At 72.1% G+C, this 13949-nt stretch carries 13 protein-coding genes; 7 read left to right on the plus strand and 6 right to left on the minus strand.

The window, feature by feature from the left end:
• Positions 1-165 precede the first annotated feature (165 nt).
• Complete coding sequence (gluQRS, locus tag QO011_RS04180; protein WP_307269227.1) at positions 166-1044, plus strand: tRNA glutamyl-Q(34) synthetase GluQRS; 879 nt, start codon at positions 166-168, stop codon at positions 1042-1044.
• Positions 1045-1120: 76 nt separating this feature from the next.
• Entirely contained in the window at positions 1121-1783 is a 663-nt protein-coding gene (locus tag QO011_RS04185; RefSeq protein WP_307268085.1) for an aspartate/glutamate racemase family protein, read from the plus strand.
• A gap of 27 nt (positions 1784-1810) precedes the next feature.
• Here the strand turns inward: QO011_RS04185 and QO011_RS04190 are convergent, their stop codons facing one another.
• The 3 genes from QO011_RS04190 to QO011_RS04200 form a co-directional block, all read right to left on the minus strand.
• A complete protein-coding gene (locus tag QO011_RS04190) occupies positions 1811-2263 on the minus strand; it encodes an NfeD family protein (RefSeq protein WP_307268086.1) in 453 nt (150 codons plus the stop codon).
• A 5-nt stretch (positions 2264-2268) separates the two neighbouring features.
• On the minus strand, positions 2269-3246 hold the full coding sequence (locus QO011_RS04195) for an SPFH domain-containing protein (protein ID WP_307268088.1): 978 nt from the start codon (positions 3244-3246) through the stop codon (positions 2269-2271).
• Positions 3247-3393: 147 nt separating this feature from the next.
• Positions 3394-4680: a cystathionine gamma-synthase family protein gene (locus QO011_RS04200; RefSeq protein ID WP_307268090.1), complete on the minus strand. Its 1287-nt coding sequence runs from the start codon at positions 4678-4680 to the stop codon at positions 3394-3396.
• 306 nt (positions 4681-4986) lie between these two features.
• Between QO011_RS04200 and QO011_RS04205 the strand changes: the two genes are divergently transcribed.
• The 3 genes from QO011_RS04205 to QO011_RS04215 all read left to right on the plus strand — a co-directional run bounded on the left by QO011_RS04205 (position 4987) and on the right by QO011_RS04215 (position 8798).
• Positions 4987-6012 (plus strand): iron ABC transporter substrate-binding protein, encoded by a 1026-nt coding sequence (locus QO011_RS04205; RefSeq protein ID WP_307268091.1) that lies wholly within the window; start codon positions 4987-4989, stop codon positions 6010-6012.
• Between the two features lie 135 nt (positions 6013-6147).
• Complete coding sequence (locus QO011_RS04210; protein ID WP_370881897.1) at positions 6148-7740, plus strand: ABC transporter permease; 1593 nt, start codon at positions 6148-6150, stop codon at positions 7738-7740.
• Positions 7737-8798, plus strand: coding sequence for an ABC transporter ATP-binding protein (locus tag QO011_RS04215; RefSeq protein ID WP_307268094.1), 1062 nt, complete (start codon positions 7737-7739; stop codon positions 8796-8798). The genes QO011_RS04210 and QO011_RS04215 overlap by 4 nt, the downstream gene beginning before the upstream one ends.
• A 236-nt stretch (positions 8799-9034) precedes the next feature.
• Here the strand turns inward: QO011_RS04215 and QO011_RS04220 are convergent, their stop codons facing one another.
• Genes QO011_RS04220 through QO011_RS04230 form a run of 3 tightly spaced genes read right to left on the minus strand, consistent with a single transcriptional unit; the run spans position 9035 to position 12042 of the window.
• Positions 9035-9922, minus strand: coding sequence for an NAD(P)-dependent oxidoreductase (locus QO011_RS04220; RefSeq protein ID WP_307268097.1), 888 nt, complete (start codon positions 9920-9922; stop codon positions 9035-9037).
• Positions 9919-10953: a LacI family DNA-binding transcriptional regulator gene (locus QO011_RS04225; protein WP_307269231.1), complete on the minus strand. Its 1035-nt coding sequence runs from the start codon at positions 10951-10953 to the stop codon at positions 9919-9921. Before QO011_RS04225 ends, QO011_RS04220 begins: the two co-directional genes overlap by 4 nt.
• Positions 10954-11004: 51 nt before the next feature.
• Positions 11005-12042 carry an L-idonate 5-dehydrogenase gene (locus QO011_RS04230; protein ID WP_307268101.1) on the minus strand — a complete coding sequence of 346 codons (1038 nt, stop codon included), beginning with the start codon at positions 12040-12042 and terminating at the stop codon, positions 11005-11007.
• Positions 12043-12133: 91 nt separating this feature from the next.
• Between QO011_RS04230 and QO011_RS04235 the strand changes: the two genes are divergently transcribed.
• A complete protein-coding gene (locus tag QO011_RS04235) occupies positions 12134-12901 on the plus strand; it encodes an SDR family oxidoreductase (RefSeq protein WP_307268103.1) in 768 nt (255 codons plus the stop codon).
• Between the two features lie 18 nt (positions 12902-12919).
• On the plus strand, positions 12920-13855 hold the full coding sequence (locus QO011_RS04240; protein ID WP_307268106.1) for a 2-hydroxyacid dehydrogenase: 936 nt from the start codon (positions 12920-12922) through the stop codon (positions 13853-13855).
• The last annotated feature ends 94 nt before the right edge of the window (positions 13856-13949 follow it).

Below are 13949 nucleotides of genomic sequence, written 5' to 3' on the forward strand. Positions count from 1 at the left end.
CCACAAGGGGGAGGGAAGACGCAAGCGTCGAGCTCGCTCCGGCAACGGTCCCATCTCGCTCCGCCGACGGCGCCCTGCTCCGATCCGACTCCTGCTTCCGTCTCTTTGCTTTCCCCGCCGAACTCCGGAAATATCCCGCCCTCCCGTCCCCGACGAGCGACGATCATTCCGAGCCCGCGTCCGACCTTCCGCTTCGCGCCCAGCCCCAACGGCCACCTGCATCTCGGCCATGCCTACTCGGCCCTGCTGAACGCCGATCTCGCGCGCCGCCGCGATGGCCGGCTGCTGCTGCGCATCGAGGACATCGACATCACGCGCTGCCGGCCGGCCTTCGTCGCCGACCTCTTGGAGGATCTCGCCTGGCTCGGCCTGACCTTCGACGGGCCGCCGCGTCGCCAGTCCGAGCATTTCGCCGACTATGCCGCCGTGCTCGGGCGCCTCACGGCGAAGGGCCTGACCTATGCCTCGCTCGCCTCGCGCAAGGAGATCGCCGCCGCGGTCGCCGCGCTGGAGGCCGCCGGCGCCTGGCCGCGCGATCCCGACGGCGCGCCGCTGCATCCCCGCGCCGCCCTGCCGGATGACGCCGATGGCGCCCGCCTCGCCGCCGGCGAGCCACATGCGCTGCGGCTCGACATGGCCCGCGCGCGCGCGCTCGCCCCGCCGCTCGCCTGGACCGAGCAGGACCCCGACGGCACGCCTCGCACCGTGCCCGCCGATCCCGGGCGCTGGGGCGACGTGGTGCTGGCGCGCAAAGAATTCCCGGCGAGCTACCACATCGCCGTGGTGGTCGACGATGCCCTGCAGGGCGTCACCGACGTGGTGCGCGGGCAGGACCTCTACGAGGCCACCGCCGTGCACCGGCTGCTGCAGCACCTCCTCGGCCTGCCGGCGCCGGCCTATCGCCATCACGGCCTGATCCGCGGCGGCGACGGCGAGAAGCTGTCCAAGAGCCTGGCCTCCAGGAGCCTGCGCGCCTTCCGGGCCGAGGGCGCCACGCCCGCCGATATCCGCCGGCTCGTCGGCCTGGCGGACGTTGCCGGCTGAGATTGCCGGCGCCGGCGTCCCATGCGACAGAGCGGGTGTGGAGCGGCCCGGCCGCTCGCCTCGCGCGGAGACCTTTGTGAAGATCGCCTGCCTGCACACCCACGAGGGCAACGTCGCCATGTTCGAACAGGCCGCGGCGGCGCTCGGCCTTCCCGACGGCACGCTGCATCATGAGGTCCGGCCGGAGCTGCTGCGCGCGGCCGAGGATGCCGGCGGGCTCACGCCCGCCATCGCGGACGAGACCGGCGCCATCCTGCTCGAGCTCGGCCGGGACGCCGACGCCGTGCTCCTGACCTGCTCGACCTTGGGGCAGGCGGCCGCCACGGCCGCACCGGCCGCCCCGGTTCCCATCCTGCGCGCGGACGGCGCGCTGGCGGAGCGGGCGACCGGCGCCGGCGGAGCGGTCGCGGTGCTCTGCGCCCTGGAAACGACGGTGGTGCCGACGACGCGGCTCTTCGCCGAAGCGGCGGCACGGTCCGGCGCCAGGCTCGACATCCGCCTCGTGCCCGGCGCCTGGGCCCTGTTCCGGGCCGGCGATCGCGACGGCTATCTCCGGGCGATCGCGCGGGCGGCGGACGAAGCCTATGGCGACGGCGCGTCGATCGTCGCCCTCGCCCAGGCGTCGATGACCGATGCCGCCGCTCTGGTCACCCGGGGGCCACGGCCGCTGAGCAGCCCGGCGGCCGGGCTGGCGGCAGCCGTCGAACGGATCGGCGCGGCATCCCCGCAGGCCGTCTGACGGCATCGGCCGCTGCGGTTCACGCCGCTACACCGGCACCACCACCAGGGCCGCGCCGTCCACCCGCGTCACCTTGACCCGCGTGCCGGCCGGCGCGTCGGCGCCGGTCACCCGCCAGACCGTGTCGTCGATCCGCACCCGGCCGCCGCCATGGACGATCGGATCGGCCAGCACGAATTCGCGGCCGACAAAGGCCTCGGCCCGGCGGTTGAGGAAGGGGCTGTCGCTGCTGCGGGCGGCGACGCGCCGCATCACAGAGCGGCCGATCGCCGCCGAGGCCAGCGCGAGCACGGCGAAGACCAGCAGCTCCTGCTGCCAGGTGAGGTTGACGAAGACGAGGCTGACGACGCCGGTCGCCGCGGCGCCGAGCCCGAGCCAGAACATGAAGGCGCCGGGCGCGGCGAGCTCCAGGATCATCAGCACGGCCGCCACCAGGAACCAGGTCCAGATGCCGAGCGCGAGAAGGGCGCTTTCGGCCATGCCGCTCATTCCTCGCGGGGCTCGACGCGCGGAATGCCGCCGGCCGGCCGGCGCGCCGGGGGCGTGGCGGCATCGCCGAACACGCTCTTGGCGATCTCGCCGATGCCGGCCAGCGAGCCGATCAGGGCGGTCGCCTCCATCGGCAGCACCAGCACCTTCTGGTTGGGCGCCGAGGCCAGGCTCTGGAACGCCTTCACATATTTGTCGGCGATGAAGTAGTTGAGCGCCGCGGTGTCGCCCTTGGAGATCGCCTCGGAGACCACGAGCGTGGCGGCGGCTTCGGCCTGCGCCGAACGCTCGCGGGCTTCGGCGTCACGGAAGGCGGCTTCCTTGCGGCCCTCGGCCTCCAGCACCTGCGCCTGCTTCTGGCCCTCGGCCTTGAGGATCTCCGACTGGCGCTGGCCTTCCGCCTCCAGGATCACGGCGCGCTTCTCGCGCTCGGCCTTCATCTGCCGACCCATGGCGGCGATCAGGTCGGCCGGCGGCACGATGTCCTTGATCTCGACGCGAGTGACCTTGACGCCCCAGCTCGTCGCGGCGGCGTCGACCACGTTGAGCAGCCGCACATTGATCTCGTCGCGATGCGACAGGAGCTGGTCGAGGTCCATCGAGCCCATGACCGTGCGGATATTGGTCATGATCAGGTTCAGGGCGGCGCTGTTGAGGTTGGAGACCTCATAGGCCGCCTTGGCGGCATCGATCACCTGGTAGAAGGCGACGCCGTCGACCGCGACGGTAGCATTGTCCTTGGTGATGATCTCCTGCCGAGGGACATCGAGCACCTGCTCCATCACGTTCATCTTCGCGCCGATCGTGTCGAAGAAGGGCACGATCAGGTTGAGGCCGGGAGACAGCGTGCGGGTGTATCGGCGGAAGCGCTCGACGGTGTAGGTGTAGCCCTGCGGCACGGTCTTGATGCCGGCGAACAGCACGAGCACGATCAGAACGGCAACGACGATCAAGACGATATTCGCGCCCGACATACCCGAATCCTCCCCTGGAATTGGGCCGGACTGTGGACGTCGCGTGCCGTGGGGGCAAGTGCGAAGGCGCACGCGAAAGGCGGAGCGTGGCGTAACGCCCTGCGCTGATCCCAGGATGCTTCAGGCGCGACGCTCACCGTGTCCCCCTCACCCCGCCGCCGCCAGCGCCTGGGTCAGGTCGGCGACGAGGTCGTCGGGATGCTCGATGCCGATGGAGAGCCGGATCGTGGTGTCGAGGATGCCGATGCGGGCTCGCACTGCCGCCGGCACGCCGGAATGGGTCATGGCCGCGGGGTGGCTGGCGAGGGATTCGGTGCCGCCCAGGCTCACCGCCAGCTTGAAGATCTCCAGCGCGTTGAGGAAGGCGAAGGCAGCCTTCTCGCCGCCGCGGATGTCGAAGGAGAAGGTCGAGCCCGCCCCGAGGCTCTGGCGCCCGAACACCTCGGCCGCCGGCGTGCCCTGCGCCAGGAACGGCAGGTAGTGCACCCGCTCCACCTTGGGATGGCCGCGCAGGAACTCGGCCACGACGCGGGCATTGTCGTCGGCCCGCTGCATGCGGATGCTGAGCGTCTCCAGCGAGCGGCCGAGCATCCAGCAGGAATGCGGGTCGAGCTGGGTGCCGATCGCCCCGCGCAGCGCCTTGATCGGCCTCGCCACCGCCGTGCGCCCGAGCGCCGCGCCGGCGATCAGGTCGGAATGGCCGCCGACATATTTGGTCAGCGAATAGACCGAGACGTCGGCGCCGTGCTCGAGCGGGCGCTGGAACACCGGCCCGAGCAGGGTGTTGTCGCACACCACCACCGGCCGGTGGCCCTGGCGCTCGCCGAGCTCGTCGGCGATGCGCCGCATCAGCGCGATGTCGACCAGCGTGTTGGTCGGGTTGGACGGCGTCTCGATCATGATGAGCGAGACGCGGCCCTTGGCCGCTGCCTCCTCCGCCGCGGCCCGCACCGCCGCCTCGTCGACGCCGTCGGCGAAGCCGACCGCGGCGATGCCGAGGGTGGCGAAGGTGCGCGCCAGCAGCGTCTCGGTGCCGCCGTAGAGCGGCTGGGAATGCAGGATGGCGTCGCCCGGCCGGGCGAAGGCGAGCAGGGTGGTGGCGATCGCCGACATGCCCGAGGAGAACAGCACGCAGGCCTCCGCGCCCTCGTAGATTGCCAGGCGGTCCTCGACGATCTCGCTGTTGGGATGGTTGAAGCGCGAATAGACCAGCCCGGCGCCGGTGCCGCGCGGCGGCTCGCGCCGGCCCGAGACATAGTCGAAGAAGTCGCGCCCCTCCTCGGCCGACTTGAACACGAAGGTCGAGGTCAGGAACACCGGCGGCTTGACCGCGCCCTCAGAGAGCTGCGGGTCGAAGCCGTAGCCGAGCATCAGCGTCTCGGGATGCAGCGCATGGTTGCCGATATGGGTCTTGGACGGTCTCGGTGCGGTCATGGAGCGGTCCTCGGCGCGATCGTGGAACGGCGGACGGCAGGCTCGACGCCCATCCTATCAGGGAATGGCGCACCCGGCAGCGGCACGGGCGAGATGTTCACCGGGGCGTCCGCGCTCGGCCTGTCTCGGCGTCGCAGCGGTCTTCGGAGCCGGCCTCAAGATTAGATATATTCTAACATAGAAATATCGACGGAGTTTCGAGTTATAATAATTACAAAAGATAGACGTTGACGGCGGCAAGACCCGCGAGCAAAAGGCCACGTCCCCCCGGGCTGGCGAACGTGTCTTTGCACCGCAGAGGTTTTCATGAAGATTGCTGTTCCATCCCTCGCCGGTATCGCCTCGCTCGCCCTCGCATTGATCTCGGCACCGGGGATGCTCGCGCCGGCGGCGGCCGCCGACGACGCGGGCATCGTCGTCTACAACGCCCAGCATGAGAGCCTGACCCAGGCCTGGGCCGACGGCTTCACCAAGGAGACCGGCATCAAGGTGACGCTGCGCAACGGCAGCGACACCGAGTTCGGCAACCTCATCGTCCAGGAGGGCAAGGGCTCGCCGGCGGACGTGTTCCTGACCGAGAACTCGCCGGCCATGGTGCTGGTCGACAATGCCGGCCTGTTCGCGCCGATCGATCCGGAGACGCTGGCCGAGGTGCCCGAGCAGTTCCGGCCGGCCCACGGCCGCTGGGTGGGCGTGGCGGCCCGCAGCACGGTCTTCGCCTACGACAAGACCAGGCTGACCGAGGACAAGCTGCCCAAGTCCCTCCTCGACCTCGCCGATCCCGCCTGGAAGGGCCGCTGGGCCGCCTCGCCCTCCGGCGCCGACTTCCAGGCCATCGTCAGCGCCCTGCTCGAGCTCAAGGGCGAGGCGGCGACGCTCAACTGGCTCAAGGCGATGAAGCAGAACGCGACGGCCTACAAGGGCAACAGCGTCGCCATGAAGGCGGTGAATGCCGGCCAGGTCGAGGGCGCGGTGATTTACCACTACTATTATTTCGGCGACCAGGCGAAGACCGGCGAGAACTCCAAGAACGTGGCGCTGCACTATTTCCGCAACCAGGATCCCGGCGCCTTCGTCTCGATCTCCGGCGGCGGCGTGCTCGCCTCGAGCCAGCATCCGAAGGAGGCGCAGGCCTTCCTGAAGTGGGTCGCCGGCAAGGGCGGCCAGGAGATCCTGAAGACCGGCACGTCCTACGAATATGCAGTCGGCGTCGGCGCGCAGTCCAACCCCAAGCTGGTGCCGCTCGACGATCTGCAGGCGCCCAAGGTCGAGGCCTCGAAGCTCAACAGCGCCAAGGTCACCGAGCTGATGACCGAGGCGGGACTGCTCTGAACCGGGCGGCATGGACCGGGCGCGCATCCGGTCCGTGCCATTCCGGCCTCCTTGGCGAAGGGCCTTCGCCTTGCTATTGGCTCCTGCGGGTCGCGGCTCGCGGGAGTTTTGCGTTGGACAGGACCTGTTGCTGGAATGACCGCCGCGCATCCCACGGCTGAGATCGGACGGCCGGGCCGGCTCGCCCTCCCGGGCGCCGGGGCGCGCCGCCGGCTGGCGGCGCCCTGGATGGTCGCCGCCGCGGTGCTGGTCGCCCTCGCGACGCTCCTGCCGCTCGGCTTCGTCGTCGCCGTGGCGATCCAGACCGGCTGGACCACCGCCTCGGCTCTCATTGTCCGTCCGCGCGTCGGCGAGCTCCTGGTCAACACCGCCCTCCTGGTGGCGCTCACCGTGCCGATCTCGGCCGTGCTCGCGGTGGCGCTCGCCTGGCTGACCGAGCGCACCGACCTGCCCGGCGCCCGGCTCTGGTCCTGGCTGGCGGTGGCGCCGCTCGCCGTGCCCGCCTTCGTCCAGGGCTATGCCTGGGTGACGCTGATCCCGAGCCTCGAGGGGCCGCTCGCCGGCGTGCTGGTCTCGGTGATCGCCTATTTCCCCTTCCTCTACCTGCCGGTCTCGGCGACGCTGCGCCGCCTCGATCCCGGGCTGGAGGATGCCGCCGCCTCGCTTGGCCATTCGCCCTGGCGGGTGTTTTTCCGGGTGGTGCTGCCGCAGCTGCGCCTGGCGCTGTGCGGCGGCTCGCTGCTGATCGGCCTCCACCTGCTGGCCGAATACGGCCTCTACGTGATGATCCGCTTCGACACCTTCACCACGGCGATCATCGACCAGTTCCAGTCGAGCTATAACGGGCCGGCCGCCAACATGCTGGCGATCGTGCTCGTCGCCTGCTGCTTCGGCCTGCTGGGCTTCGAGGCCGGCCTGCGCGGGCGGGCGCGCTATGCCCGCGTCGGCGCCGGGGCCGACCGCCAGCCGCAGCCCCGCCGGCTCGGCCGGGCGCGGCTGCCCTGCCTCGCCCTGCCCGCCATCGTCACGGCCCTCGCCCTCGGCGTGCCCTGCGTCACCCTGGCGCGCTGGCTGGCCGCCGGGGGCGCCGAGATCTGGCGCTTCGACGAGATCCTGCGGACCCTCGGCCAGACCCTCGGCCTCGCCCTCATCGGCGCGGCGCTGACCACGCTGGCCGCCATCCCGATGGCCTGGCTGTCGATCCGGGCGCCGGGGCGGCTGCAGCGCCTGCTGGAGGGCTCCAACTACATCGTCGGCTCGCTGCCGGGCGTGGTCGTGGCCCTGGCGCTCGCCACCATCACCGTGCGCGTGGCGCTGCCGCTCTACCAGACCGCGGCCACCATCCTGTTCGCCTATGTCCTGATGTTCCTGCCGCGGGCCCTGGTCAGCCTGCGCGCCAGCATCGCCCAGGCGCCGGTGGAGCTGGAGCAGGCGGCGCACAGCCTCGGCCGCTCGCCGGCCGGGGCGCTGTGGGCGGTCACCATCCGCCTCGCCGCCCCCGGCGCGGCCGCCAGCATGGCGCTGGTCGGCCTCGGCATCACCAACGAGCTGACGGCGACGCAGATGCTGGCCCCCAACGGCACCCGGACGCTGGCCATGGCCTTCTGGGCCTATAGCAGCGAGATCGACTATGCGGCGGCCGCGCCCTATGCCTTGATGATGGTGCTCTTGTCGCTGCCGCTCACCTGGCTGCTCTATGTCCAGTCGAAGCGGACGGCCGGCCGATGAGCTTCCTGGAGCTGCGGTCGGTGACGAAGCGCTACGGCGCGGTGGCGGCGCTCGACGGCGTCGACCTCACCGTGGCCGCCGGCAGCCGCACGGCGGTGGTCGGCCCCTCGGGCTCGGGCAAGACCACGCTGCTGCGCGTCGTCGCCGGCTTCGAGGCGCCGGATGCCGGCGGGGTGACGCTGGAGGGCGAGGTGCTGGCCGATGCGCGCGGCGCCGTGCCGGCGCACCGGCGCGGCATCGGCGTGGTGGCGCAGGACGGCGCCCTGTTCCCGCATCTCACCATCGCCGAGAATATCGGCTTCGGCCTGGAGCGCGGCGACCCCGGCCGCGCCGCCCGCATCGCCGAGCTGATGGCGATGGTCGGCCTGGAGACCGCCATGCTGCGGCGCCGGCCGGACGAGCTCTCCGGCGGCCAGCAGCAGCGTGTGGCCCTCGCCCGCGCCCTCGCCCGCCGGCCGCGGCTGATGCTGCTGGACGAGCCTTTCTCCGCCCTCGACACCGGCCTGCGCGCCTCGACCCGCAAGGCGGTGGCGGACCTGCTCAGCGGCGCCGGCATCGCCACCATCCTGGTGACGCACGACCAGGCCGAGGCGCTCTCCTTCGCCGACCAGGTGGCGGTCATGCGCGAGGGCCGGCTCAGCCAGGTCGGCACGCCGCGCGAACTCTACCTGCGCCCGCGCGATGCGATGATCGCCGAGTTCCTGGGCGAGGCCATCATCCTGCCCGCCCGCATCGCCGGCGGCTGGGCCGAGTGCGCCCTCGGCCGCGTCGGCGTCGACGACCGCGAGCTCAGCGGCGCGGCCGAGATCATGCTGCGCCCCGAGCAGGTCTCCCTCACCCCGGTGCCGGAGGGATGGGCCGCCGATGCCGAGCCGACGCCGCTCGGCGAGGTGGTCGACACCGATTTCGCCGGCGCCGCCTGCACCGTGGTGGTGGCCTTGCGAGGCGGCGGCGCCACGCCCCCGCTGCTGCTGCGGCGATCGAGCCTGGAGATTCCGGCAGTCGGCACCCTGGTCCGCCTCGCGGTGGCCGGGACGGCACACGTGTTCCGGGGGTGAAGAGAATCACACCGTCAGCTCGTCGCCCTCGACGCCAGCCGATCCCCTCTCCCTTGCGGGGAGGGGTACGGGGTGGGGGTCCATCCGGATAAAGCACCACGTCGGTCAAGGGAGCCCTTTGAACACCCTTCCATCCCGTTCTGCACGACCCCCACCCTTTATCCCTCCCCGCAAGGAGGAGGGAAGACGCAGGCGTCGAGCTCGATCTGAAGCCATGGCGTCTCGCCCAGCCGTCGCTACCCCTTCCGCCCCCGCCCGAAATCGAACAGCTTCATATACGCCGCGCTGTCCTCCGGGCCGATCCCGGCCGCCACCAGCATCCTGTGCAGCTCCGTCGCCAGCCCCGTGAGCGGCATCGGGGTGCGCAGGCGGGCGGCGAGGCGCTGGGCGCCTTCGAGGTCCTTGAGCATGTTGTCGATGCGGCCCGTCGGCGAGAGGTCGAAGGCGGCCATCTTCGGCATGAATTCCTGCAGGATGCGCGAATCCGCCCGGCCGCCGGCGAGGGCCGCGGGGATGCGGGCGGCGTCGACGCCGGCGTCGAGGGCGAGGCGGGTCGCCTCGGCCACGGCCAGGAAGGAGCAGGCGCAGAGCACCTGGTTGATCAGCTTGGTGGTCTGGCCGGCGCCGGAGGGGCCCATATGGGTGATGTTGGCGGCGAGGTCTCCCAGCACCGCCCGGGCGCGCTCGACGTCGGCCGCCTCGCCGCCCAGCATCAGGGTGAGCCGGCCCTCGCGCGCCGCCGGGGCGCCGCCGGAGAGCGGCGCGTCGACATGGGCCATGCCGACCTCCGCGCGCAGCCGCTTCGCCATGGCGGCCGTCGCGCCGGGGTCGATGCTCGACATGTCGATCAGCAGCTTGCCGGCGACCGGGCCGGCGACGAGGCCGTCCGGCGCGAACAGCACCCTCTCCACGATCTCGGCCGTGTTGAGGCTGGTGATCACCGTGTCGACGGCGCCGGCCAGGCCGGCGAGGCTCGAAGCGGCCGTCGCGCCCTGCGCCAGCAGCGGCGCGAGCTTCTCCGGATGGGGATCGCGCAGCACCACCCGATGCCCGCGCGCGATCAGGCGGGCGGCGATGGCGCTACCCATCACCCCGACGCCGACGATGCCGATGCGCTGCGTCACGGCTCCCCTCCCCGCTCCCGCCGCGCCGCGGCGGTCGTCTCCCGCACCACCAGCTCGAAGCCGACGTCGAGGCTCGCGGGCTCGCCCGCCGGGCTGCCTTTGCCGAGCAGCGCGAGCAGGAGCTCGCCGGTGCGCCGGCCGATGCGCTGGGCGTCGACCCGGATCGTGTCGATCGAGGGCACGCATTGGCGGCCGATCTCGAAATCGCCAAAGCCGATGAGGGAGAGGTCCTCCGGCACCCGGATGCCGCGCCGGCGGCACTCCATCAGCGCGCCGACGGCGGCGATGTCGCTGACCGCGAACACTGCCTCGACATCACCTGCCCGCTCCAGCAGCACGGCCAGCGCCCGCGCCCCATGGTCGAAGGAGACCGGCGGCTCGCCGTGGCGCAGCACCAATTCGTCGCCGAGCCCGGCCTCGCGCAGCGCCGCGGCGAAGCCGGCGAGGCGGTCCTCGCCGCGGAAGTCGCGCGCCGCGCCGTCGATGCCGGGGCCGAGCGCGCCGATGCGCCGGTGGCCGAGGGCGATCAGGCGGCGGGCGGCGGCGCGGCCGGCCTCGTGGTTGGAGAAGCCGACGGCCCGGTCGATCGGCCGGTCGGGACGCTCCCAGATCTCGACCACCGGCACGCCGGCCTGGTGGAGCAGCTCGCTCGCCGCCTTGGTGTGCACCGTGCCGGCCACGACCACCGCCTCCGGCCGGCGGGCCAGCATGGCGCGGATCAGCCGCTCCTCCTCGTCGAGCCGGTACATGGTGTAGCCGATCAGCGGCTGGTAGTCGGCCGGGCGCAGCGCCTCGGTCAGGCCGTGCGCCGTGTCGGCGAAATTGGCGTTGGTCAGGGTCGGCAGGATCACCGCGATGAAGCTGGTGCGCCGCGAGGACAGGCTGCCGGCCACCATGTCGGGCACATAGCGCAGCTGCGCCACCGCCTCCAGCACGCGCCGGCGCGTCGGCTCGGTGACGCGCTGCGGGTCGGCCAGCACCCGCGACACCGTCATGGGCGAGACGCCCGCCAGGCGCGAGACGTCCTGCATGGTCGGCTTGCGCGGCGGGGACCCCACGGCCCGTCTCCTTCCAGAGGGCAATCAGAAGTGCAGGTGCACCTTGATCGCCCGGGTGCGGTCGGCCGCGAGGCGGAAGGCCTCGTCGGCCCGGGCCATCGGCATCTCCGCGGACAGGATCGGGGCGACGTCGATCAGGCCGCGGGCGAGCGCCTCGACCGCCGTGCCGAACTCCTCGTGGAAGCGGAAGGCGCCGACGAAGTCGATCTCGCGCGCCATCAGCATGTTGGCGGGCACCGGGATGTCGCCGGGCGGCATCATGCCGAGCTGGACGACGCGCCCGCCCGGACGCACCACCTTGAACAGCGAGGCGAGGGCCTTGGGCGAGCCGGTCGCCTCCAGCGCCACGTCGAAGAAGCCCTTGTCGGCCTCGTAGCGCTGGAGGCGCTCCGGCTCGGCCGCGACATCGATGGTCTCGTCGACGCCGGCCTGCCGCGCCAGGGCGAGCGGCTCGGCGACGAGGTCGGTGATGGCGATGAAGGCGGCGCCGGCCCGCCGCGCCGCCAGGGCGCAGAGCATGCCGATCGGCCCGGAGCCGGCGATCAGCACCTTGCGGCCGAGGAGCTCGCCGGCCCGGCGCACCGCGTGCAGGCTCACCGCGAGCGGCTCGGCGCAGGCGGCGACGCGCAGCGGCATGGAAGCCGGCACGCGCACGCACTGGTCCTCGCGGGCGAGGATGGTCTCGCTGAAGCCACCCTGCACATGCGGGAAGATGGCGGCGCTGCCGAAGAAGCGCATGTTGCGGCAGAGGTTCCCCCGGCCGATGCGGCAATAGTCGCAGGTCCGGCACGGCCGGCTCGGATTGACCGCCACCGGATCGCCCGGCTTCACCGCCTCGACCTTCGGTCCGACTCGCTCGACCACGCCGGCCACCTCGTGGCCGAGCACCATCGGCTCGCGCAGGGCGAAGTCGCCGACGCGGCCCTTGAAGTAATAGGAGAGGTCCGAGCCGCAGATGCCGCCGGCGGCAAAGCGCACGCTGACCTCGTCCGGGCCAATCTCCCGCTCGGCGAGGTCCTCGACCCTGAGGTCCTCAGCGGCGTGCAGCACGGCAGCCTTCATGGCGTTCCTCCCGGGGCTCTTGTCTTGATATCGATAACATGCTTTATCCCGAACACAAGCGGGAAAGCCGCGGGTGCGGACGGGAGGCGCCATGTCGACCCAGCTCTTCGACCTCGGCGGGCGCCTCGCCCTGATCACCGGCTCGAGCCAGGGCATCGGCCTGTCGCTCGCCCGCGGCCTCGGCCGGGCCGGCGCCCGGGTGGTGCTGAACGGCCGCGACCGGGGCAAGCTCGATGCGGCCGTGGCCGAGCTCAGGGGCGAGGGCCTCGATGCGGCGGCCGCGCCGTTCGATGTTACCGATCCCAGCGCGGTGGCCGCCGGCGTCGCCGCCATCGAGGACGGCATCGGCCCGATCGACATCCTCGTCAACAATGCCGGCATCCAGCGGCGCACGCCGCTGGAGGATTTTTCCGTCGAGACCTGGCACGAGCTGATGCGCGCCAATCTCGACAGCGTCTTCTATGTCGGGCAGGCCGTGGCCCGGCGGATGATCCCGCGCGGGCGCGGCAAGATCATCAACATCGCCAGCCTGCAGAGCGAGGCGGCGCGCTATTCCATCGCGCCCTACACCGCCTCCAAGGGCGCGGTGAAGAACCTGACCAAGGGCATGTGCACCGACTGGGCCCGTCACGGCCTGCAGGTCAACGCCATCGGCCCCGGCTATTTCGTCACGCCGCTGAACCAGGCGCTGGTCGACGACCCCAAGTTCGACGCCTGGCTGAAGGGCCGCACCCCGGCCGGCCGCTGGGGCCGGATCGAGGAGCTGCAGGGCGCGGCGATCTTCCTCGCCTCCTCGGCCTCGGACTTCATCAACGGCCAGATCATCTATGTCGACGGCGGCGTGCTCGCCACGCTCTGAGCGCCGGAGGAGGACCCCATGAGACCAGAGGTGCTGCAGCTCTGCCCGCTGACCCCGGCGCTGGAGGCGGGGCTCGCCGACCGCTTCACCGTGCATCGCGGCTTCGACGACGCGCAGCGCCGGGCGGCGCTGGACGAGGCCGGCGAGCGCATCCGCGCCGTCGCCACGGCCGGCAATGTCGGCATTCCCGCCGAGGTGGCGGCGGCGCTGCCGGGGCTGGAGATCGTGGCGATCAACGGCGTCGGCTACGACAAGGTCGACCTCGCCGAGGCGCGGCGGCGCGGCGTCCGCGTCACCAACACGCCTGATGTGCTGACCGACGACGTGGCGGACCTCGCCGTCGGCCTTTTGATCGCGCTGAAGCGCCAGCTCGTGCTCGGCGACCGGCACGTGCGCGAGGGTCGCTGGCCGGCCGGGGATCTCGGCCTCGGCCGCAAGGTCGCGGGCCGGCGCTGCGGCATCCTCGGCCTCGGCCGCATCGGCCTCGGCATCGCCCGGCGCCTGGAGGCCTTCGGCGCCATCATCGCCTATTGCAACCGCTCGCCGCGCGACGTGCCCTACGCCTATCACGCCACGCCCCTGGCGCTCGCCGGCGACTGCGAGGTGCTGGTCGTCGCCGCCGCGGCGTCGGCCGAGACCCGTCATATCATCGACGCGGCGGTGCTGGCGGCGCTTGGGCCGGACGGCGTGCTGGTCAACGTCGCCCGCGGCTCGCTGGTCGACGAGGCGGCGCTGATCGCGGCGCTGCGCGATGGCCGCCTCGGCGGCGCCGCGCTCGACGTGTTCGAGAACGAGCCCCATGTGCCCGAGGCGCTGATGGCGTTCCCCAACGTGGTGCTGACGCCGCACATGGCCAGCGCCACCCGCGAGACCCGCCAGGCCATGGCCGACCTCGTCCTCGCCAACCTCGACGCGCATTTCGCCGGCGCGCCCCTGCCGACGCCGGTGGTGTAGGGGGCGGAGACCTGCATCGAGGCACGCGACGGTGGGGCGAGACGCGGCTCTTGTCGATCGGGGCGCGACGCCGACGTCTTCCCTCCCCCTTGCG

This window comes from Labrys wisconsinensis, assembly GCF_030814995.1.
Classification (GTDB): Bacteria; Pseudomonadota; Alphaproteobacteria; order Rhizobiales; family Labraceae; genus Labrys; species Labrys wisconsinensis.